The sequence below is a fragment of the Sulfitobacter sp. NFXS29 genome, from assembly GCF_040148765.1.
In the GTDB taxonomy this organism is placed as follows: Bacteria; Pseudomonadota; Alphaproteobacteria; order Rhodobacterales; family Rhodobacteraceae; genus Sulfitobacter.
Map to the genome: position 1 here is coordinate 273,054 of NZ_JAGDED010000001.1, position 21,560 is coordinate 294,613.

The 21,560-nt window shown below is 62.9% G+C and carries 21 protein-coding genes; 15 read left to right on the forward strand and 6 right to left on the reverse strand.

The features are described from left to right. Positions 1-19 precede the first annotated feature (19 nt). The 15 genes from ruvB (at position 20) to folD (ending at position 14,894) form a co-directional block, all read left to right on the forward strand. Positions 20-1,039 carry a Holliday junction branch migration DNA helicase RuvB gene (gene ruvB / locus J3456_RS01405; protein WP_243262441.1) on the forward strand — a complete coding sequence of 340 codons (1,020 nt, stop codon included), beginning with the start codon at positions 20-22 and terminating at the stop codon, positions 1,037-1,039. A 31-nt stretch (positions 1,040-1,070) separates the two neighbouring features. Next, complete coding sequence (locus J3456_RS01410; RefSeq protein WP_067626452.1) at positions 1,071-1,694, forward strand: hypothetical protein; 624 nt, start codon at positions 1,071-1,073, stop codon at positions 1,692-1,694. After that, positions 1,691-2,089, forward strand: coding sequence for a YbgC/FadM family acyl-CoA thioesterase (locus tag J3456_RS01415; RefSeq protein WP_067626446.1), 399 nt, complete (start codon positions 1,691-1,693; stop codon positions 2,087-2,089). The genes J3456_RS01410 and J3456_RS01415 overlap by 4 nt, the downstream gene beginning before the upstream one ends. Before the next feature lie 119 nt (positions 2,090-2,208). Beyond that, positions 2,209-2,904 carry a protein TolQ gene (gene tolQ / locus J3456_RS01420; RefSeq protein WP_120351653.1) on the forward strand — a complete coding sequence of 232 codons (696 nt, stop codon included), beginning with the start codon at positions 2,209-2,211 and terminating at the stop codon, positions 2,902-2,904. Between the two features lie 3 nt (positions 2,905-2,907). Further along, positions 2,908-3,381, forward strand: a complete 474-nt coding sequence (gene tolR, locus J3456_RS01425; protein WP_349578590.1) for a protein TolR — start codon at positions 2,908-2,910, stop codon at positions 3,379-3,381. 3 nt (positions 3,382-3,384) lie between these two features. Next, positions 3,385-4,563 (forward strand): cell envelope integrity protein TolA, encoded by a 1,179-nt coding sequence (tolA, locus tag J3456_RS01430; protein WP_120351652.1) that lies wholly within the window; start codon positions 3,385-3,387, stop codon positions 4,561-4,563. Position 4,564: 1 nt separating this feature from the next. Further along, positions 4,565-5,911, forward strand: coding sequence for a Tol-Pal system beta propeller repeat protein TolB (tolB, locus tag J3456_RS01435; RefSeq protein WP_259945788.1), 1,347 nt, complete (start codon positions 4,565-4,567; stop codon positions 5,909-5,911). A gap of 106 nt (positions 5,912-6,017) precedes the next feature. Then, entirely contained in the window at positions 6,018-6,548 is a 531-nt protein-coding gene (pal, locus tag J3456_RS01440) for a peptidoglycan-associated lipoprotein Pal (protein ID WP_349578591.1), read from the forward strand. Positions 6,549-6,621: 73 nt separating this feature from the next. Beyond that, the gene (gene ybgF, locus J3456_RS01445; protein ID WP_349579125.1) at positions 6,622-7,482 is read left to right on the forward strand and encodes a tol-pal system protein YbgF; all 861 of its coding nucleotides are present in this window, start codon (positions 6,622-6,624) and stop codon (positions 7,480-7,482) included. 6 nt (positions 7,483-7,488) lie between these two features. Then, on the forward strand, positions 7,489-8,739 hold the full coding sequence (tilS, locus tag J3456_RS01450; RefSeq protein ID WP_349578592.1) for a tRNA lysidine(34) synthetase TilS: 1,251 nt from the start codon (positions 7,489-7,491) through the stop codon (positions 8,737-8,739). Positions 8,740-8,861: 122 nt separating this feature from the next. Next, positions 8,862-10,778: an ATP-dependent zinc metalloprotease FtsH gene (ftsH, locus tag J3456_RS01455; protein WP_349578593.1), complete on the forward strand. Its 1,917-nt coding sequence runs from the start codon at positions 8,862-8,864 to the stop codon at positions 10,776-10,778. Between the two features lie 148 nt (positions 10,779-10,926). Beyond that, positions 10,927-11,511 (forward strand): hypothetical protein, encoded by a 585-nt coding sequence (locus tag J3456_RS01460; protein ID WP_349578594.1) that lies wholly within the window; start codon positions 10,927-10,929, stop codon positions 11,509-11,511. 45 nt (positions 11,512-11,556) lie between these two features. Then, positions 11,557-12,141 carry an MOSC domain-containing protein gene (locus J3456_RS01465; RefSeq protein WP_349578595.1) on the forward strand — a complete coding sequence of 195 codons (585 nt, stop codon included), beginning with the start codon at positions 11,557-11,559 and terminating at the stop codon, positions 12,139-12,141. A gap of 111 nt (positions 12,142-12,252) precedes the next feature. Then, positions 12,253-13,929: a formate--tetrahydrofolate ligase gene (locus J3456_RS01470; protein ID WP_349578596.1), complete on the forward strand. Its 1,677-nt coding sequence runs from the start codon at positions 12,253-12,255 to the stop codon at positions 13,927-13,929. A gap of 74 nt (positions 13,930-14,003) precedes the next feature. Next, positions 14,004-14,894, forward strand: a complete 891-nt coding sequence (gene folD, locus J3456_RS01475; protein ID WP_349578597.1) for a bifunctional methylenetetrahydrofolate dehydrogenase/methenyltetrahydrofolate cyclohydrolase FolD — start codon at positions 14,004-14,006, stop codon at positions 14,892-14,894. Here the strand turns inward: folD and J3456_RS01480 are convergent. The 6 genes from J3456_RS01480 to J3456_RS01505 all read right to left on the reverse strand — a co-directional run bounded on the left by J3456_RS01480 (position 14,891) and on the right by J3456_RS01505 (position 21,547). Beyond that, positions 14,891-15,313, reverse strand: coding sequence for a PaaI family thioesterase (locus J3456_RS01480; RefSeq protein WP_349578598.1), 423 nt, complete (start codon positions 15,311-15,313; stop codon positions 14,891-14,893). The genes folD and J3456_RS01480 overlap by 4 nt on opposite strands. Further along, on the reverse strand, positions 15,313-15,984 hold the full coding sequence (gene pdeM / locus J3456_RS01485; protein WP_349578599.1) for a ligase-associated DNA damage response endonuclease PdeM: 672 nt from the start codon (positions 15,982-15,984) through the stop codon (positions 15,313-15,315). The genes J3456_RS01480 and pdeM overlap by 1 nt, the downstream gene beginning before the upstream one ends. Before the next feature lie 285 nt (positions 15,985-16,269). Further along, the gene (locus J3456_RS01490) at positions 16,270-18,723 is read right to left on the reverse strand and encodes a ligase-associated DNA damage response DEXH box helicase (protein WP_349578600.1); all 2,454 of its coding nucleotides are present in this window, start codon (positions 18,721-18,723) and stop codon (positions 16,270-16,272) included. Between the two features lie 45 nt (positions 18,724-18,768). After that, positions 18,769-20,076, reverse strand: coding sequence for a DUF8689 domain-containing protein (locus tag J3456_RS01495; protein ID WP_132444360.1), 1,308 nt, complete (start codon positions 20,074-20,076; stop codon positions 18,769-18,771). Positions 20,077-20,197: 121 nt separating this feature from the next. Beyond that, positions 20,198-20,692, reverse strand: coding sequence for a prepilin peptidase (locus J3456_RS01500; RefSeq protein ID WP_349578601.1), 495 nt, complete (start codon positions 20,690-20,692; stop codon positions 20,198-20,200). A 3-nt stretch (positions 20,693-20,695) separates the two neighbouring features. Further along, entirely contained in the window at positions 20,696-21,547 is an 852-nt protein-coding gene (locus J3456_RS01505) for a tetratricopeptide repeat protein (RefSeq protein ID WP_349578603.1), read from the reverse strand. Between the last annotated feature and the right edge of the window lie 13 nt (positions 21,548-21,560).

Below are 21,560 nucleotides of genomic sequence, written 5' to 3' on the forward strand. Positions count from 1 at the left end.
TGCGCCATAACGAGGCCCTATGACCGACATTGACCCCACCGTGCGGCCTGAGCCGATGCCCGAAGACTTTGACCGCGCTTTGCGGCCACAGATGCTGGCGGAATTTGTCGGCCAAGCCGAGGCGCGCGCGAACCTTGCCGTGTTCATTCAATCCGCCCGCCAGCGCGGCGAGGCGATGGATCACACGTTGTTTCACGGGCCTCCGGGCCTAGGCAAAACCACATTGGCGCAGATTATGGCGCGGGAGTTGGGCGTGGGCTTTCGCATGACCTCTGGCCCGGTGTTGGCCAAGGCGGGCGATTTGGCGGCGATCCTGACAAACCTCGAAGCGCGTGACGTGTTGTTTATCGACGAAATCCACCGGCTGAACCCCGCAGTGGAAGAGGTGCTGTATCCGGCGCTGGAGGATTTCGAGCTTGATCTGGTGATCGGCGAAGGCCCCGCCGCGCGCACCGTGCGGATCGAGTTGCAGCCCTTCACGCTGGTCGGGGCCACCACCCGCATGGGCCTGCTGACCACGCCTTTGCGCGACCGTTTTGGTATCCCGACCCGGCTGCAATTCTACACCGAAGACGAACTTTACATCATCGTCGACCGCAACGCTCGCAAACTGGGTGCGCCCGCCGACGAAGGCGGTGCCCGCGAGATTGCGAAACGCGCCCGCGGCACGCCGCGCATCGCGGGCCGCCTGCTGCGCCGGGTGGTGGATTTCGCGGTTGTAGAGGGCGATGGCCGCGTGACCCGCGATTTGGCCGACATGGCCCTGACGCGGCTTGGCGTCGATCATCTGGGCCTTGATGGCGCTGACCGACGTTACCTCAAACTAATCGCAGAGAATTACCAAGGCGGGCCGGTGGGGATCGAAACCCTCTCCGCCGCGCTGTCAGAAAGCCGCGATGCGCTGGAGGAGGTGATCGAGCCGTTCCTGTTGCAGCAAGGGCTGATCCAGCGTACCCCGCGCGGCAGAATGTTGGCGGCCAAGGCTTGGACCCACCTCGGCATGGCCGCGCCCAAAGGGCAGAACGACCTTTTCGGCTGACGCCCCCAGAGCGAAGGTAAGACAGATGACGATGACCGCAGAGCAAATCGAGACCCTTTTCACCCGCCGCGATGGGCAGTTCGCCTTTGCCCGCTGGGGCCGCCCCATCGCGCCGGTGGCCTTTGGGATCGAAGAGGCGGCGCTGCCGGTGGTGAAAGGCGCGCTTGAGGCTGTCGCCAAACTCGCCGGTCACGACATGGTCGAGACCGATCCCGAACTGGGCAGCAATCTGATGATGTTCTTCTTCGCCGATTGGGCGGAGCTTTTGGACGTGCCGGGGATGGACGGGCTGGTGCCGGATCTCGCAGGGCAGGTCGAACGCTTGCAGGCGGCAGGGGCCAATCAGTACCGTTTCTTCCGCTTTGAAGAAAACGGCGCGATCAAGGCGGCCTTTGTCTTCCTGCGCATGGACGACAGCTTGCGCGATATGTCGGCGCAGGTCTTGGCGCTGAGCCAAGCGGTGCAGGTCATCCTGCTCTGGTCCGAAGACGCCTTTGCCGAGCAATCGCCGCTGGCGCTGGCCGATGAGGCGCTGGTGCTGCGCCCCGAAGTGGCCGACGTGATCCGCGCCGCCTATGATCCGGTGATGCCGCCCGCCGCCAATGACGCAAGCCATGCGCTGCGCCTTGCTGCGCGGGTGCAGGTGTCGGCATGAGCCATACTTTTCCGGTCCGCATTTTCTACGAAGACACCGACATGGCGGGCGTGGTCTATTACGCCAACTACCTGCGCTATATCGAACGGGCGCGCTCGGATATCGTCGAACAGATTGGCCTTGATCAACGCGCCATGCGCGATGAGGGGCTGGTCTTTGTCGTGACGCGGGTAGAGGCGGATTATCTGGGTGCCGCACGCTTTGGCGACCGGCTGGAAGTGCAGACCACTCATCAGGCCGAAGGGCCGGTCCGGTGGGTGTTCGACCAAGACGTGCTACGCGATGGCAAGGTCATCTTTCGTGCCAAAGTCACCGCCGTTTGCATGACCACAGCGGGTAAACCCACCCGTTTGCCAGCGAAACTCCGCCTGTCGGACGGCGATCCTGCGGCCTGATACCATAATTCTGGCAATCTCGGTTGCAGTCCGTTAGCTTTGCTCCAAATTGAGGCCGGAAAAATACGGCCCAAGAGGCAGAATGCCCCAAAGGGGCGGCAGTAAAAGAGCATAGTTAAATGGAAGCAGAGACGCTGGCATTGGCACAGGGGATGGATTTTTCCCTGTGGGGTCTGTTCGCGAAGGCGACAGTCACGGTCAAACTTGTAATGATCATGCTGATCGGGGCCTCTTTCTGGTCTTGGTCGATCATCGTTCAAAAGACCATCCAGTACCGCAAAGCCCGTGCTGAGGCCGCGCAGTTCGATCAGGCGTTCTGGTCGGGCGAGCCGCTCGACGGGCTCTTTGACACCATCGGCGCTGACCCGGATGGACCCTCGGAAAAGATCTTCGCCGCTGGCATGTCCGAATGGCGCCGTTCGCACCGTGAAGATGGCGCGCTGATCCCCGGTGCCACTGCCCGGATCGACCGTTCCATGGACGTGGCCATCGCCAAAGAGGCGGAGCGTCTGCAAAAGGGACTGCCGGTGCTGGCGACCGTGGGCTCCACCGCGCCCTTCGTCGGTCTGTTCGGGACCGTCTTCGGCATCATGAACTCTTTCATCGAAATCGCAGCCCAGCAGAACACCAACCTCGCCGTTGTGGCGCCGGGCATTGCCGAGGCGCTTTTGGCGACCGGCATCGGCCTTCTGGCCGCGATCCCGGCGGTTGTGTTTTATAACAAGCTGAGCGCCGACAGTGACCGCATCTTGGGCAATTACGAGGCTTTCTCGGACGAATTCGCCACCATCCTCAGCCGCCAGTTGGACAGCTAAGCCATGGGCGCAGGTGTCATGAAAAAGCAAGGCGGCAAGGGGCGGCGTCGCGGACGCGCACAGCCGATGGCCGAGATCAACGTCACGCCTTTCGTCGACGTGATGCTGGTACTCTTGATCATCTTCATGGTCGCGGCCCCGCTGCTGACCGTCGGCGTGCCGGTGGAATTGCCAAAAACCGCCGCCAGCGCCCTGCCGTCGGATCAAGAAGAGCCCCTGACCGTGACCGTGACCGCCGAAGGCTCGGTGCAGATTCAGACCACTGAAACCCCGCGCAATCAACTGGTGACCAAGCTGCGCGCCATCGCCTCTGAACGGGCCAGCGACCGGGTGTTTTTGCGCGCGGATGGCAAAGTGTCTTATGCGCAGGTCATGGAAGTCATGGGCGCGCTCAACGCAGGCGGCTTTTCCAACATCGGTCTGGTGACCGACATCGGTGGCCCGGCGTTGGACGGCAGCGACACGTCGGGTGGCTGAGCGGTGCATACCGGGCATTACATATCAGGTGCCGGGCATCTGGGTCTTATCGGCTGGCTGTTGTTTGGAAGCATCTTCACCTCCGAGCCTGAGCCCGTTGAGATGACCGAGGTCTCGGTGATCTCGGCCGCCGAATATGACGCGCTGGTCGCGGCCCAGCAGCCGCCCGCCTCGGCCACCGAAGTGGCCCAGCCCGCCCCGCCTGAGGTAAGCGAACAGACCCCCGAGGTGACGGCGGAGCCGGACACGCAGATTGAACAGCCAGAACCGGTGCAGACCGAAACCCCGCCCGAAGACCTCCCCCCCGAGGTGACGGAGCTGGAACTGCCACCGCAGACCCAAGTGGATGACACGCCGCCCGAAATGAACGAGCCGGTGGGCGATACCGCTGTGTTGGTGCCCGAGATCGCGCCCGAAGCCCGCCCGCGCGAAGCGCCCCGCGTGGCCCCCGAACCGGTAGAGCAGCCCGACCCCGAACTGCGCCCCGATCTGGACGAGCAGCCCGCCGTCGCGCCGGATGCCGAAGCCGAGGCGGAAACCGTCGTGGAAGAGCCGCAAGAGGCCCGCACGCCTGAGGACAGCACAACCGAGATCGTCACCGAAGCCGACAAGGCACCGGCGGCGTCTGCGCGCCCCCCCGGCCGCCGCCCGACACCGCCGCCCCCTGTCGAGGTGGCCGAGGCACCGGAAGAGCCCGCCGAGACGCCAGCGCCCGCCCCGACGCCCGAACCAACGCCCGAGCCTGAGCCAACCCCTGAGCCCGTTGAGGAGCCCACAACCTCCAGCTCGACCGAGGATGCCATCGCGGATGCGTTGAGCGAAGTCCTAGGCCAGCCAGAGACAACCGCGCCCGTGCCAAGCGGCCCGCCGCTGTCATCGGGCGAGCGCGAGTCTCTGCGCGTCGCGGTATCGGCCTGCTGGAACATCGGCGCGCTGTCGACCGAAGCGGCGCGTACCACGGTCGTTGTCGGCATGCAGATGAACACCGACGGCACGCCCGTGGCCAGTTCGATCCGCCTGCTGAGTTCCAGCGGTGGCAGCGACACCGCCGCACGTCAGGCCTTTGAAGCCGCGAAACGCGCGGTCATTCGTTGCGGCAGCAGCGGTTACAAACTGCCGCAGGAAAAATACAGCCAATGGCAAGACATCGAGATGACATTCGACCCAATGAGGAGCCGATAACATGCTGACTAGACTTCTGGGACTACTGGCGCTCTGCGCCACGGCGGCCACGTTCACCCTGGCCCCCAATGCGTCGCAGGCCCAACCGCTGCGCATCGTGATCGACGACCCGACGATTGAGCCTTTGCCCTTTGCCGTGCCCAGCTTTCAGCCTGAAAGCGGTGAGGCTGGGCAACTGGCCGTCGATCTGGCGCGCGTCGTCTCAGAAGACCTGACCGGCACGGGCCTTTTCCGCGAAATCCCGGCCAGCGCCTATATTTCGACCGTCAGCGACTTTAACGCGCCGGTGGAATATGCCGACTGGAAAGCGATCAACGCGCAGGCGCTGATCACTGGGGCGGTCAATGTCACCGGCAACAGCGTGAATGTGAAGTTCCGCGTCTACGATGTCTTCTCGGGCGAGGAATTGCTCGACAGCAGCGGGCAGGGCGGTCTGCAATTCAGCGGCACCGTTGATGGCTGGCGCCGCATGGCGCATAAGGTGGCCGATGCGGTTTACAGCCGGATCACCGGCGAGGGCGGCTATTTCGACAGCCGTGTTGTCTTTGTTTCCGAAACCGGGCCGAAGGACGACCGCCAGAAGCGTTTGGCGGTGATGGACTACGACGGGGCCAACCTGAAGTACCTGACCGATTCCGGCTCAATCGTGCTTGCCCCGCGATTCTCTCCCAGCGGCGACCGGGTGCTTTACACCAGCTATGAGAGCGGTTTCCCGCGCATCTATGTGCTGGACATCGGCACCGTCCAACGCCGCGCGCTGCAAAGCGCCGAAGGCTCCATGGCCTTTGCGCCGCGCTTCTCGCCCAGTGGCCAGACGGTGGTCTATTCGTTGAGCCAAGGCGGCAATACCGACATCTTCTCCATGGATATCAACAGCGGCCAATCGGTGCGGCTGACCAATACCCCCGCCATTGAGACGGCACCCAGCTTCTCTCCCGATGGCAGCAAAATCGTCTTTGAGAGCGACCGTTCCGGCAGTCCGCAGCTTTACGTCATGCCCGCCACAGGCGGAGAGGCGACGCGGATTTCCTTTGGCGAAGGGCGGTATGGCACGCCCGTTTGGTCGCCGCGCGGGGATTTGGTGGCTTTCACCAAGCAGAACAAGGGTCGTTTCCACATTGGCGTGATGCGTCTCGATGGCTCCGAAGAGCGTCTGCTGACGGCCTCTTTCCTTGATGAAGGTCCGACTTGGGCACCCAATGGTCGGGTGATCATGTTTGCCCGTGAAACCCAAGGGGCGGGTGGGTCGTCCTCGCTCTATTCGGTCGATATTTCGGGGCGCAACCTCAAGCCGGTGCGCACGCCCGAAGGCGGCTCTGACCCCTCTTGGTCACCGCTGCAGCAGTAACGTTTTCCAGACCTCCCATACGGGCGCGGGCAATTCCAATGATCCCGCGCCTGTGTTAACACCAGCACCAGCAACAACAACGCCACCACAGAGAAGGCAGACCCCCATGAAACGCATTTTGACCAGCACGCTTTTGATTTCCGCATTGGCCGTGTCGGCCTGTACAAACCCCGACCGTTTTGGTGCCGATGGCATGGGCGGGGCCGGGGCCAATGCAGGCGCAGGGGTCAACGCCGGCGTGGTGCCGGGCAGCGCGAACGATCCAACTTCGACCGCCTATTTCCAGCAGGCTGTCGGCGACCGGGTGCTGTTCCTTGTGGACCAATCCACATTGACGGATGTTGGCCGTGCCACGCTCGACGGGCAGGTGGCTTGGCTGCAGACCAATACGGATTATCAAGCCGTGATCGAAGGTCACGCGGATGAGCAGGGCACCCGTGAATACAACATCGCGCTTGGCGGTCGTCGTGCCAATGCGGTGCGCGAGTATATGATCTCCCGCGGTGTTGCGGCATCGCGCCTCAAGACCATCAGCTACGGCAAAGAGCGCCCGATCGAGATCTGCTCGGAAGAGGCCTGCTATGCCAAAAACCGCCGTGCCGTGACCGTTCTGGCCGGTGGCGCGCTGACCAGCTGATCGCGGCGACAGCCCAAGCAGTAACCAATCCAAGGAGGCCGATGTGCTGAAGCGATATATCTTCGTGGCGGTGATGGGGCTGATGACCGCCCCCGCCGCGCTTATGGCGCAGGACAACGATCAAACGCTGGCGGACATCCGCCAGCAGCTGACCGTGCTGAGCGTCGAGGTGCAAAAGCTGCGCCGCGAACTTTCGACCACGGGCGGTGGCTCGGTTGAAACGGGCGGCAGCTCTGTGCTTGAGCGTGTCGGCACCATGGAAAGCGAATTGCAGCGCCTGACGTCGAAAACCGAAGAAATGGAGAACCGCATCAACCGGATCGTGGCCGATGGCACCAACCGGATCGGGGATCTTGAATACCGTTTGGTCGAGCTTGAAGGAGGCGATCTGGGCGCGCTCGGAGAGACGTCGACTCTCGGTGGAGGGGAGGCCCCCACCGTCGCGGCACCCGCCCCCGAGGCCGACCGCGAGGTGGTCGAGATGACCCCCGGCAGCGGTGGCGCGGCGCCCTCAAACGGCATCATCACCCCCATCAACGAAGCAGAGCTGGCGGTCAGCGAAAAAGCCGATTTCGAGCGGGCGCAGGGAGCGCTCGCAAACGGTGACTTTCGCAGCGCCGCCGATCTCTTTGCGACCTTCAGTCAGACCTATCCCGGTGGTCCGCTAGCTGCTGAGGCCGAGATGCGCCGCGGCGAAGCGCTGACCGGTTTGGGCGACAACCGCGAAGCGGCCCGTGCCTATCTCGCGGCCTTCAGCACCGATCCCGAAGGGCCGGTGGCCCCACAGTCGCTGTTTGAATTGGGCCGCGCACTTGGCGTGTTGGAACAAACACAAGAGGCCTGCGTGACCCTCGCGGAGGTTGCCGTGCGTTTCCCGGGCGCCCCGCAGGTGAGCCAAGCCGAAGCGCAGCGCCAGACGCTGGGTTGTTCCTAACCGCTGATGACTGCGCCTGCCGCGACGGCTGATGCAGCGCTGGCCAAGGGGCTTTTGGCGGGGCTGGGCGGTGCGCTGCCCCCCCGCCTTGGCGTTGCAGTCTCGGGCGGGGGCGATTCAATGGCTCTGCTGTCGCTGTTGCATGGGCTTTCGGCGGCGGCGGGCACACATCTTGAAGCCGTGACTGTCGACCATGGTCTGCGCCCCGAAGCCGCCGGAGAGGCCGCCTTCGTTGCGCGCCATGCCAGCGCTCTGGGCTTGTCTCATGAAACACTGCGCTGGCGGGGGTGGGACGGGCAGGGCAACCTCCAAAACGCGGCGCGTGAGGCGCGGTATCGGCTGATGGCCGATTGGGCGGAGTGGCGCGGGCTGCCCTGCGTGGCGCTTGGCCATACGGCGGACGATCAGGCCGAAACGGTGCTGATGCGATTGGCCCGCCGGTCAGGAGTGGACGGCCTGTCGGCCATGGCGCCGCGCAGCAAGCGGCACGGCATAACATGGCTGCGCCCGCTGCTTTTTGCCCGACGTGAGGCATTGCGAGGACATCTGAGCCGCGCGGACCTTGAGTGGGTCGACGACCCCAGCAACGATGACCCGCGTTTCGCCCGCATCCAAACCCGTCAAAGTCTTGCCGCCCTCGCGCCGCTAGGCATCGACGTAGAGGCCTTGGCTGAGGTGGCGCGCAACATGGCCACCGCTCGTGAGGCGTTGGAACGCCAGACCGACAGAACGGCAGGCGATATTCTGCGCATGGAGGCAGGCGCGCAGGTGATGCAGGCCGAGGGCTTTTTTGCCGCGCCCGAAGAGATCCGGCGCCGTTTGATGATCCATGCGCTTGGGCAGGTCAACGGCGGCACCTACCCCCCGCGCCGCGGCCCCGTGGCGGCCTTGATCGCGGGGTTGGCGGACGGGCAAGCGGCCACGCTGGGGGGCTGTCAGGCGCTGCTTCGGCGCGGTGAAATCTGGGTCTTTCGAGAATATAACGCGGTGCGTGATCTGCGGGTGCCTACGGATCAGCTTTGGGATGGGCGCTGGCGTGCGACGCCCCCGGAGGGGCTGCCGCAAGGCGCCGAGTTGCGGGCCTTGGGGGCCGAGGGCCTCGCCCAATGCCCCGATTGGCGCAGCCTCGGGCGGCCCCGTGCCATGCTGCTGTCGACCCCGGCGATCTGGCAGGGCGCGCGCCTGCTTGCAGCGCCCCTTGCCGGGCTGGACGAGAAATGGCATGTCCAGCGCGAAAGCGGCGCGGAATGCAATTAAACCGCGCCATTATCGCATTGAACATGAGCGCATCATGTCTATCTTAGTGTGGTGGTTGCCCGAACGGGCGCCCCTTGGGTCGCGGGACTTGCCCGCCGCCGTGTGAATTTAGGAGAATTCCCTTGGGAAATGTTCGTAACCTCGCCTTCTGGGTTGTCCTGATGTTGCTGGTACTGGCGCTGTTCAACCTGTTCAGCGGGTCCAGCGGGTCGCTGCAAAACAATGAGGTCAGCTATTCCGAATTCGTCACCTCCGTACAGGATGGTGATGTCCGTAATGTGACATTGGATGGCGAGCAGGTTCGGTTCCGCAAGGCGGATGGCGCCGACTACCTGACGATCAAACCCGGCGATGCCGAGCTGACCCAGCTTTTGATCTCCAACGACATCCCGGTCAAAGCGCGCCCGCAGCAACAGTCTGGTTTCCAGACCTTCCTGATGTCGCTTTTGCCAATCGCGCTGCTGATCGGTGTGTGGATCTACTTTATGAACCGCATGCAGGGCGGCGGCAAAGGCGGGGCCATGGGCTTTGGCAAATCCAAGGCCAAGATGCTGACCGAAAAGCAGGGCCGCGTGACCTTTGACGACGTGGCGGGCATCGATGAGGCCAAGGAAGAGCTTGAGGAAATCGTCGAATTCCTGCGCAACCCGCAGAAATTCTCCCGCCTTGGCGGCAAGATCCCCAAAGGCGCGCTGCTGGTGGGCCCTCCGGGCACCGGTAAAACGCTGCTGGCCCGCGCCATCGCGGGCGAGGCGGGCGTGCCCTTCTTCACCATTTCGGGCTCCGACTTTGTCGAGATGTTCGTGGGTGTGGGTGCCAGCCGTGTGCGCGATATGTTCGAACAGGCTAAGAAGAACGCGCCCTGCATCGTCTTCATCGACGAGATCGATGCCGTGGGCCGCCACCGGGGTGCTGGCTATGGCGGCGGCAATGACGAGCGTGAGCAGACCTTGAACCAGCTTCTGGTTGAGATGGACGGTTTTGAGAGCAACGAAGGTGTCATCATCCTCGCCGCGACCAACCGCCGTGACGTGCTTGACCCTGCGCTGCTGCGTCCGGGCCGTTTTGACCGTCAGGTCACCGTGCCGAACCCCGATATCAAAGGTCGCGAAAAGATCCTCTCGGTCCACGCGCGCAAGACCCCGCTGGGGCCGGACGTTGATCTGCGCATCATCGCACGCGGCACGCCGGGCTTTTCGGGCGCGGACTTGGCGAACCTCGTGAACGAGGCAGCACTTATGGCTGCCCGTGTCGGTCGCCGTTTCGTCACCATGGTCGATTTCGAACAGGCCAAGGACAAGGTGATGATGGGGCCAGAGCGCCGCTCGATGGTGATGACCGCCGAGCAGAAGGAAATGACCGCTTATCACGAAGCTGGTCACGCGCTGGTGGGCATGACGCTGCCGAAATGCGACCCGGTCTACAAAGCCACGATCATCCCGCGCGGCGGCGCGCTTGGCATGGTGATGAGCCTGCCTGAGATCGACCGGCTGAACATGTTCAAGGACGAATGCCACCAGCGTTTGGCCATGGCCATGGCGGGCAAGGCGGCTGAAATCCACAAATACGGCCCCGATTCCGTGTCCAACGGCCCGGCGGGCGACATTCAGCAAGCCTCTGCGCTGGCGCGCGCGATGGTGCTGCAATGGGGCATGTCCGATAAGGTCGGCAACATCGACTATTCCGAAGCCGCGCAGGGCTATCAGGGCAATACCGCTGGGTTCTCCGTCTCGGCCAACACCAAGGAGTTGGTCGAAAAAGAGGTGCAGAAGTTCATCCAAGACGGCTATGACCACGCGATGAAGATCATCTCAGAGAAAGAGGTGGAGTTCGAGCGTCTGGCCCAAGGTCTGCTGGAATATGAGACCCTGACCGGCGATGAGATCAAACGTGTCATGGACGGGCTGCCACCCGCTGAAGACTCCGACGACGACAACTCCGACGCGGGCAGTGCGCCCAGCGTCACTGCGATCCCCAAGGCGAAGGGCAAGAAGACTCCTCCAAAGGATGGCGGGATGGAGCCTGAACCTTCGGTGTGAACCGGCCTGCAACCCTATGAAAAACCCCGCTTCGGCGGGGTTTTTTCGTTTTGGGCTGACCCTTGGGCGATGGGCGAAAAATTCCCCTATCGCTTCACAGCTGCCACCGCGTTAGACAGGGGTGGTATTCCTAACCAGCCGGGGTCTTATGCGACGCTTCCTCTCTGCCCTTGCCGTTCTCTTTGCGCTTACCGGCGGCCCGGCTTGGGCCGACCCGCAGACCTACGCCGTGGCATTGGGCGGGCGTCAGTTGGGCACGTTGCAGTTCAACGGCCAAAGCCGGAACGCCGCGTTTTTGCTGTCTCTCAACAACGCCCCTTTCGGCATCAAGAACGGCAGCTTCAACGCGGTTACCCAGTCTAACGGGAACACGGCCAGCTATCTGGGGGCGAACCGGGGGAGCGAGACGCGCGATATCGCGATTGACCGGACGGCGGGGCGGGTCACCTCGGTTGCAATCACGCCGTCTTCGGAAATGACCGAAATATCGGATGCCAAAGCGGTGCCGCCCGGCGTCCTTTTCCCGCCTGAGCTATTCGCCGCCCTTGCCACTGGCAATAGCTGCCCCTCTCCGCTGGCGCTCTACGATGGCCGCCGCGTTGTCATGGGGCCGGGCTATGTCTCTCCCTTTTATCTGAAATCCTTCGGGATGGCGCTTGTCTATACCGCGGGCACCCTTACCAAGGCCTCATTGAGCGGTGGCGGATTTAAAGTGCATTTGATCCGACAGTGAGCCTAGGGTTCAGCAGTCACCCAAACCACCCCGAAGGACCGCATGATGCCCGAGCTACGCAAGACAGACCATATCGCCCAGATCACTTGGCTGGGCATGGTCCCTCAGGACCGCGAAAACATCCGCTCGGTCGCGATGGATCGGGCGCGTGCGACCTATGCAGGCTTCGCGGGGGATTTCCACGCCGGGCTGACCCGTCCGGCCTGCGTTCGTGTGCGCAACCTCCATGCTAAGGGCACGGAAATTCGCAATACCCGCCAACTGTCTATCCTCTCGGCCGAAGAGATGGCGCAGATTGCCGCCGCCATGAACCTGCCTGAGCTTGACCCGACCCTGCTGGGCGCGTCGATTATCCTCAAAGGCATCCCGGACTTTACCCTCGTCCCGCCCGGATCGCGGCTGCAGAACGCCCATGGCGCCACCTTGGTGGTGGATATCGAAAATGGCCCCTGCAATCTGCCCGCGCGTGAGATTGAGGTTGACGCCCCCGGCCATGGCAAGGGCTTCAAACCCGCAGCACAGGGTAAACGCGGCGTGACTGCTTGGGTCGAGCGGGAAGGGCCGCTGGCCTTGGGGGACGAATTGCGGCTTTTCGTGCCGAACCAGCCCGTCTGGCCCCACCTCGGCTGACCGCGCGCCGTTTCGCGATGCTTGAGTGTCGGAAACACGGCCCCCCGTCGGGGTCTTGTCGCGCTATGGCTAGGGGATAAAAATCGCCACCAACGGCAACAGGGGATTCTCATGGCTTTCAAAACCGACATTCAAATCGCCCGCGAAGCGGCGAAACGCCCAATTCAAGAGATCGGCGAGAAGCTGGGCATCTCCAGCGATGACCTGCTGCCCTATGGCCATGACAAGGCAAAGGTAAGCCAGACGTTCATCGATTCCGTCCAAGACCGGGCGAACGGCAAGTTGATCCTCGTCACCGCGATCAACCCCACGCCAGCGGGGGAGGGTAAGACCACCACCACCGTTGGGCTCGGCGATGGATTGAACCGGATCGGCAAAAAGGCGGCGGTCTGCATCCGTGAAGCTTCCCTCGGGCCGAACTTTGGAATGAAGGGCGGGGCGGCAGGTGGCGGCTACGCCCAGATCGTGCCGATGGAAGAGATGAACCTGCATTTCACCGGCGACTTTCATGCCATCACCAGCGCCCACAACCTGTTGTCGGCGATGATCGACAACCACATCTACTGGGGCAACGAGCTTGAGATCGACACCCGCCGCGTCGTTTGGCGGCGCGTGGTCGACATGAACGACCGCGCCCTGCGCCAGATCACCGCATCCTTGGGCGGCGTGCCCAACGGTTTCCCGCGGGAGACGGGGTTCGACATCACCGTCGCCTCCGAGGTCATGGCGATCCTCTGCCTGTCCAAGAACCTCAGCGATCTGCAAGAGCGCCTTGGCGCGATGATCGTGGCCTACCGCCGCGACCGCAGCCCGGTCTATGCCCGCGACATCAAGGCGGATGGGGCAATGACGGTGCTCTTGAAAGACGCGATGCAGCCCAACCTTGTCCAAACGCTGGAGAACAACCCGGCCTTCGTGCATGGTGGCCCATTTGCCAATATCGCCCACGGCTGCAACTCGGTCATCGCCACGACCACAGCGCTGAAACTGGCGGATTACGTGGTGACAGAGGCAGGCTTTGGAGCCGATCTTGGGGCCGAAAAATTCATGAACATCAAATGCCGCAAGGCGGGGCTCGCGCCATCGGTTGTCGTGGTGGTGGCCACGGTGCGCGCGATGAAGATGAACGGCGGCGTGGCGAAAGCGGACCTTGGGGCGGAAAATGTAGAGGCGGTGAAAAAGGGCTGCGCCAACCTTGGCCGCCATATCGAGAACGTAAAATCCTTTGGCGTGCCCGTGGTCGTGGCGATTAACCATTTCGTCACCGACACCGACGCCGAAGTGGCCACGGTCAAGGACTATGTCGCGGCCCAAGGGGCCGAGGCGATCCTGTCGCGCCATTGGGAATTAGGGTCAGAAGGCTCTGCCGATCTTGCTACCCGCGTGGCCGAGATTGCCGACGGGGATCACGCGAACTTTGCCCCGCTCTATGCCGACGAGATGCCGCTTTTCGAAAAGATCGAGACCATCGCAAAACGCATCTACCGCGCCGACGAGGTGCTGGCCGATCAGAAGGTGCGCAACCAGTTGAAAGACTGGGAGGCACAGGGCTATGGCGATCTGCCAGTCTGCATGGCCAAGACCCAGTACAGCTTCTCGACCGATCCCGACCTGCGCGGCGCACCCACCGGCTTTAGCGTGCCAATCCGCGAGGTGCGGCTCTCGGCGGGGGCCGGCTTCGTCGTCGTGATCTGCGGTGAGATCATGACGATGCCGGGCCTGCCTCGGGTGCCTTCTGCGGAGGCAATCAAGCTCAACGCCGATGGCGATGTGGAGGGATTGTTCTAAGGCGGGTTGCAATGCTCCGCTGTCGCGGTGATGTAGGGCGTGTTCAACGTGTAGCGAGCGAAAGTGAGACGGTTATGACAGCGACAATCATCGACGGCAAAGCCTTTGCAGCAACGGTGCGGGACAAGGTGGCGGGCCATGTCGCCCGGCTGACGACGGATCACGGCATCACGCCGGGCCTTGCCGTGGTGCTGGTGGGGGAAGACCCGGCAAGCCAAGTCTACGTCCGCTCCAAGGGCAAAATGACCCGCGAGGTCGGCATGAAATCGGTCGAACACAAGCTGCCCGCGACTGTGGATCAGGACGACCTGCTGAAACTGATCGACGAGCTGAACAACGACCCCGAGATACACGGCATCCTCGTTCAGCTTCCGCTTCCGGATCATCTTGATGAAGCCCGCGTGGTCAACGCCGTCTCCCCCGCCAAGGATGTTGACGGTTTTCACATCTCCAACGTCGGGCTGCTGGGCACGGGGCAGAAAAGCATGGTGCCCTGCACCCCGCTTGGCTGCCTGATGATGCTCCGGGACCACCATGGGGATCTGTCGGGGATGAACGCGGTGGTTATCGGCCGCTCTAACATCGTCGGCAAACCGATGGCGCAACTGCTTTTGGGGGATAGCTGCACCGTGACCATTGCGCACAGCCGCACCCGTGACTTGCCAGAAGTGGTGCGCCGCGCCGATATCGTCGTCGCCGCCGTTGGCCGCCCCGAGATGGTGCCGGGCGATTGGATCAAAGAGGGCGCCACGGTGATCGACGTGGGCATCAACCGGATTGAGACTGGCGAAAAGACCAAACTGGTCGGCGACGTGGATTTCGACAGTGCCAGCCAACGCGCCGGGGCCATCACGCCCGTGCCGGGTGGCGTCGGGCCGATGACCATCGCCTGCCTGCTGGCCAATACGGTCACCGCCTGCTGCCGCGCCAACGGGCTGGAAGAACCCGAAGGGCTGACCGCCTAAGCGGCCGGAATAGGCACGATGGTGCCCTGCAGGATGGCGATGAGCTTGGCCGCGCCATCCGTTTCCGCATGTACCTCTGCGGTTACGACACAAAGCCGCCGGCCCGGTTTCACCACCCGGCCCGTGGCAATCAACCGGTCCCCACGGGCGGGGGCCAGCAGGTTGATCTTGATCTCTGACGTGACGACATCAACCTCTGGGGGCAGGACGCTCAACGCTGCATAACCAGCCGCGGAATCGCCGATGGAAAATGTCAGCCCCGCATGGCCAAAACCCTGCTGCTGCATCGCGCCGGGCAGGACCGGCGCCCTGACCCTGACCAAACCGTGCTGCACGTCGAAGATCTCGGCCCCCAAGGTTTGCATCATGGTCTGCTTGGCAAAGCTCTCCCGCACGCGGCGTTCAATCTGATCATCCATCATCGCATCTTTCCAGGCATGGGAATCGCCACTGGTTGCGGCCCCGTCAGCACCGCGCGGGCCTCCGGCCCCATCAAATCACAAAGCACCCGCGACTGGCTGCGCAGCCCGCCGGTGTAGGTGCCATATGCAGGCAGGATCAGCCGCTTGCTGTCAAACAGAAAGGCCGGACGCGAGATGCTGCGCCCCCGCGCACGGATCGATGCCTTAGGATGATAATGTCCCGACACCTCGCCCCGGCCCTCGCTTGCGGCGATATGCCGAAAGGTCAGCGTGCCGAGCGAAATCTCTCCCAAATGCGTACCGCCCAAGCCTACGGGGCCGGGATCATGATTGCCCTCAATCCAATCCCACCGCCGCCCGGCTTGCAGGCCCAGTATCCACAACCGCTCTTCTTCCGGCAGCGCCTGTGCCGCGCCGAGGTCGTCGAAACTATCGCCAAGGCAGATCACATGCCGCGCCTGCGTAAAGGACAGATCCGCCGCCAGTCGGTTCAACGTATCGCGGGTCTCATAAGGCGGCAGTGCCGACCCGCCGCGCCGCGCGATCCGCTCAGACTTGCCCAGATGCAGGTCACTTACGCAAAGCAAATCCCGGTCGCGCCACCAAAGCGCGCCAGAGCCAAGCGCGGTAAGCGCCGCGCCGGAGAATGAAAAATCGAGTCCGTTCATCCTTTGTTCATCTGAGATCGCTGCCGATTTGGCAAGGGGCTAAACGCGATTGTCGGAAGACCGGAAACGGCAGCGCAGCGGTATTTAAGAAAGGATGAAAGGTAGAAAACGCGCCCCGCAGCCGGGCGTTAGCCTGACCGGAGACGCGCCTTCATCCTTTGCGGTCATCGGCTCCGCAGCCTGTACCGCGGGATCAAGATGCGCCGCGTGGGTTAAAGAACTCTTAATATCTTCATCCTTTTTCAAATACCCTGCAGAACCTTTCCGCCCACGAAACCTCGGTGTTCAACGGCGATCTCGCCAAGGCGGCTGATCCGAGGGCGGCGGGGTGAGCTGGGCGAGGCCGGAGGCTTCCATCAGTCTTTCGGCCTCTTCCGCCAGCATGCGTTCCTGTCCGGCGCCTTCGACAGGCACACGGCCCATTTCCAGAAACAGCGGTGCGGCGAGCGGGCTTACGCGGGTCAGCTTGCGGTGGGTGATGCGCCCGGCGATGCGGCCCAGCATCTCATCGATCCTGCCAAAACCCACCAGACCGCTCAAGGCTTCCTCGCGGGTGATGTCGAGCATCAGGTGGTCCGGTTCATAGCGTTGTAATGTGTCGTAGAGGATGTCACTGGAAAAGGTCGTCTGCCGCCCGGATTTGCGTGCTTGGGGGCTGTTGCGTTCGATCAGCCCCGCGATGGTCGCCGCGGCCCGGAAGGTGCGTTTCATCACGGCATTGCCTGCCAGCCAACTGTCGAGACCCTCGTGCAGCACGCTGGGGTCGAGCAGCGGTGCGGGGTCCTCGACGGGGGAGAGGCCCCAGATGAGCGTAGCATAGTCGGTCGCCACGAAGCCCAGGGGGCGCAAGCCGAGGTCCTCCATGCGTTTGGTCAGCAGAAGGCCCAGCGTTTGCTGACCGTTGCGACCGGCAAAACCGTAGAAGACCGTTTGTTCGGCAAAGTCATGGGGGAAGCTTTCGACCAGCAGTGTGCCGGGTTGTGGCAATTGGCTGACCTCGCGTTGCAAGGTCAGCCATTCGGCGGTGTGGCGCGGCAGTTCGGGCCAACTGTCTTGCGTGAACATCTGTTGCACGCGGGCCGAAAGCTGGGTGGAGGTGGCGAATTTCGTGCCGCCGAAGGTGGCTACCTTGGGCTTTTTTGCGGCGTTGCGGCTGACTTCGACAACGGTTTCGCGCAGCCCTTCGTAGCGTACGATTTGGCCACCGATCAGAAAGGTGTCGCCTTTGGTGAGCGTTGCGGCAAAGCCTTCTTCGATCTCGCCCAGTGGTTTGCCTCCGCGGTTGCGTTTCATGCGGACCTTCAGCTTATCGGTATCTTGGATCGTGCCGATGTTCATGCGGATGCGTTGGGCGGCGCGCGGGTCACGCAGTTGCCACTGGCCGTCGGGACGCTGCAGCAGGCGTTGCCAGCGGTCGTAGGCGCGCAGGGCGTAGCCGCCGGTGGCACAGAAGTCGACGCAGGCGTCGAAGTCGGCGCGGGACAGGGCGGCGTAGGCCCCGGCGGAGCGGACCTGCGCGAAGAGGTCATCAGCGTCGAAGGGGCCTGCGCAGGCGGTAATGAGGATATGTTGGCACAGCACATCGCGCGGGCCGGGGCCGCGCGGATCGCCGTCGAGCGCGCCTTCGAGAACAGCCTCCAACGCGGCCACGCATTCAACCACCTCAAAGCGGTTGGCAGGCACTAAAAGCGCCTTGGAGGGCGCGTTGTAGCGGTGGTTGGCGCGGCCGATGCGTTGGACCAGCCGCTTTACGTTTTTGGGGGCGCCGATCTGGATGATGAGGTCAACGTCGCCCCAGTCGATGCCAAGATCAAGCGTGCCGGTGCAGACGATGGCGCGCAGATCGCCGCGCACCATGGCGGCTTCGACCTTTTCGCGTTGGGCGCGATCCAAGCTGCCGTGGTGGATGGCGATGGGCAGGGCGTCTTCGTTGGCGAGCCAGAGGTTGTGAAAGAAAATCTCGGCCTGTGCGCGGGTGTTGTGAAAGATCAGCGTGGTCTTGTGTTGGCGCACTTGCTCAAGCACCGCTGGGATCGAATAGGCAGCACCGCCCCCGGCCCAAGGCGGGGCTTCTTCGGTGTGTAGCATCTGGATGTCGGGGGCGGGGCCCGGATCGGCCAGCAGCACTTCGCAAGGGTCGGGGTGGCGGGCCATGAGGTGGGCGATGGCCGAAGGGTCTTCGACCGTGGCCGAGAGGCCCACCCGTTTGAGGCCGGGGCAGAGGGCTTGCAGACGGGTCAGCGCCAGCATCAACTGGTCGCCGCGTTTGCTTTCAGCGAGGGCGTGGATTTCATCGATCACCACGCGCTTAAGGCCCCGAAAGGTGCGCGCGGCGTCCTCGTAGGAAGTCAGCAGAGCGAGGCTTTCCGGCGTGGTCAGCAGGATATGCGGCGGGTCGGCGCGCTGGCGGCGGCGGCGCGATTGCGGGGTGTCGCCGGTGCGATCCTCGATGCGGATGGGCAGGCGCATCTCGTCCACCGGGCGGGTCAGGTTGCGTTTGATATCCGCAGCCAGCGCTTTGAGCGGGGAGATGTAGAGCGTGTGCATCCCCTCGTGCTCTTGCTCGGCCAGATCAACGAGAGTGGGCAGAAAACCGGCCAGCGTTTTACCGCCGCCTGTGGGGGCGATGAGCAGCAGGGCGGGGGCTGCCGCACGGTCCAGCATTTCCTGCTGGTGCGGATGCAAGGACCAGCCGTTCTGGGCGAACCAATCGGCGAATTTGGGGGGTAGGGCGCGCATGAATGCCAATGTAGTATCGGCAGGCCGTGGGGCCAGCGGTCAGGGCTATTTTACGATCACCTCATCGCGGACGAACATATTGGCCCAAGCGCGGTCCACCAGATCGGGATTCATTTGATAGGGGATGCCTTCGAAATCGCAGATGGCGATCATCTGGTCGATCAGGAAGTTCGGCTGATAGTTCGCATAGACGTTGTCGATAGTCGGGTATTTCACCTTGAGCAGATGGATCAGCGTCGCTTCATCCAGTGGCATGCCGCGTTTGCGGGCGACCATGGCAAAGATCTTGAGGAAGTTTTCTTGGTCCGGCCCGTCGATTTTGATCTTGAAGAAGATACGCCGCAGGGCCGCTTGATCAAAAATCTCATTCGGGTGGAAGTTGGTGGAGAAGATCACCAGCGTGTCGAAGGGCACCTCGAATTTCTCACCCGATTGCAGGGCAAGGATGTCTTTGCTTTCCTCAAGCGGCACGATCCAGCGGTTGATGATGCTTTGCGGTGGCTCTTGCTGACGGCCCAGGTCATCGACGATAAAGATGCCGCCAGTGGCTTTGAGTTGCAGAGGGGCCTGATAGGTTCGGGCCGTGGGGTTGTAGACCAGATCGAGCATGTCGAGTGTCAACTCACCGCCGGTGATGACTGTCGGGCGTTCGCAGCAGACATAGCGGGCGTCATAGCGGGTGATACGGCGCAGGGAGGTAGGGTCTTGGACCTCTGCCTCGGCGGAGGAATGCACGATCGGGTCATAGACGGTGATGACTTGGCCCGCGTATTCAATGGCGCGGGGGACATAGACCTTATCACCAAGCGCGTCGCGGATGCCGTTGGAAATGCTTGATTTTCCGTTTCCCGGCGGGCCGTACATCAAGATTGACCGCCCGGCAGAGACGGCAGGCCCAAGGTGGTCCAGCAGGCTGTCGGGCAGCACCAGATGGCCCATGGCCCCGGTGAGCTGATCGCGGGTGATTTGCAGGTTCCGCACGGATTGGCGTTTGACCTGCTCGCGGTAGACCTCAAGCGGGACGGGCATAGCACCGAAATATTCGGACTGAGCCAGCGCGTCCAGCGCCCGGGCCTTGCCCGCGTCGGTCAGTTGATAGCCCATTTCATTTCCGCTGGTGGCGCTGAGCGTGCCTGTCGCCTCTAGCAGGCGTTGGCCGCGGGCTTGGTCGACCATTTCTTGCGTGACTTGGGTCGGCAGGCAGAGCGCTTGTGCCAGATCGCTGACCATTTCGACGTTCTTGCGGAAAATCGTTTTCAAAAGGATGTCGCGCATCATGACGATGGGCAGCTTCATATCCTCCAACCGCTTCGGTGGCGGCGGGGCAAGCACTGTGCTGGTCGGGGCGTTCATCAATGGCTTCCTTGAGAGGGCAGGCGGCGGCGCTCGGTCAGACTGCAGGGTAAATCCTGAATATGGCGTGAATGTGGACAATCTATCGCGAAGAAAGAGATTGTACCGGCTATGTCCGCGCTCAGGCGCCGTAGATCGACCCCATGATCAAGTAGAGCCCCAGCGTGGTCCCAAGGGCGAGGCCCATGGGGAATTTCTTGGTTTCCTGCCAGCTTTGCCAATCGGGCGCGAGGCGACGCAGGGGGGTGTATTTCACCCCGCGGTGCGTGGCAGCGGCGGCCAGAAGGGTGGCCATGAAAAGCATCATCAACAGGCGGAGATCACCCATGGCAATAAAGGGCGCGGCAGCGGCGGCGAATTTGGCGTCTCCAGCCCCCATGGCGCCAGCGGCGTTCAGCACGATGCCAACGACCAAGACAATCACGAGGCTCAGCAGGCGCCAGAGGTAGGTCTCAAACGGCAGCAGAAACAGACCCAACACCACGAAGATCGCGATGAGTACCAAGACCGCCTGATTGGTGATGCGCATCTGCTTCATGTCGGTGAAAGCGACATAGAGGCAGATCGGCAGGACGAAGGGCAGAAACCACAGGGCCGCCGTGGCAGAGATTGCCATGGCTCAGCCGTTTTCCAACGCGCGCAGGGAGCGGACGGCGGCTTCGAAGTGCTGGGGATGGGTGTCGATCGCTTCGCGCAGCAGGCCCTTGCCGGTTTCCACGTCGCCGCGTTTGATCGCCGACAGGGCCATCGTGTGCAAAAGCTGGGCGCGTTCGGACTGCTCCATCGGCATGACGGGCAGGGTGTAGTCGCGCTGTGCGGCGCGAGCCATGATGAGGTTGTTCTTGGCGGTGAAAAGCGTGCTGTCCTGCCGGATCGCCTCGCCAAAAAGCCTCTCGGCTTCGGGGTAATCACCGCGGGTTAGTTTAGAGTAGCCCCAGTTGTTCATCACGGCGGCAGGGGTCGTGGTCAGCCCGACGGCGATTTCATAGAAACTGTCGGCGCGGCTCCACTGTTCCTTGCTGTCGGCAACCATGGCTTCGAGCCGGTAGCGGGCGAAAGTCTCATGGGTGGGGGGGATGCTGTTGAGGACCGTCTCGGCCCGCGCCCAGTTGCCCGAGCGGATCAGCGCGTCGGCCAATTGCACGCTATCTTCGGGCGTGGCGCCCTCCATTTTGGTGACCTTGTCCCATGCGCCCACAGCTTCGGTGGAACGTTTGGCCCGCACGAGCGATGCGGCAAGCCCGCGCTGGTGGTCGATCCGGTCGGGGCTTTCCTTGACGGAACGCGCAAAGTAGCTGACCGCCTCATTGGGGTCGGCCACAGTGAGCATCACGTCGGAGAGGTTGGTTTCATCCACCACATTGACGTCCTTGAAGGCCCGCTCAACGGTGGCGTTCGCATCTTTTTCACCGCAACCAGCAAGGGCGGTGACGCCTGCCATGCAGACGGCCAGAATGATTGGATGGCGCATTTTGCGTCCTTTT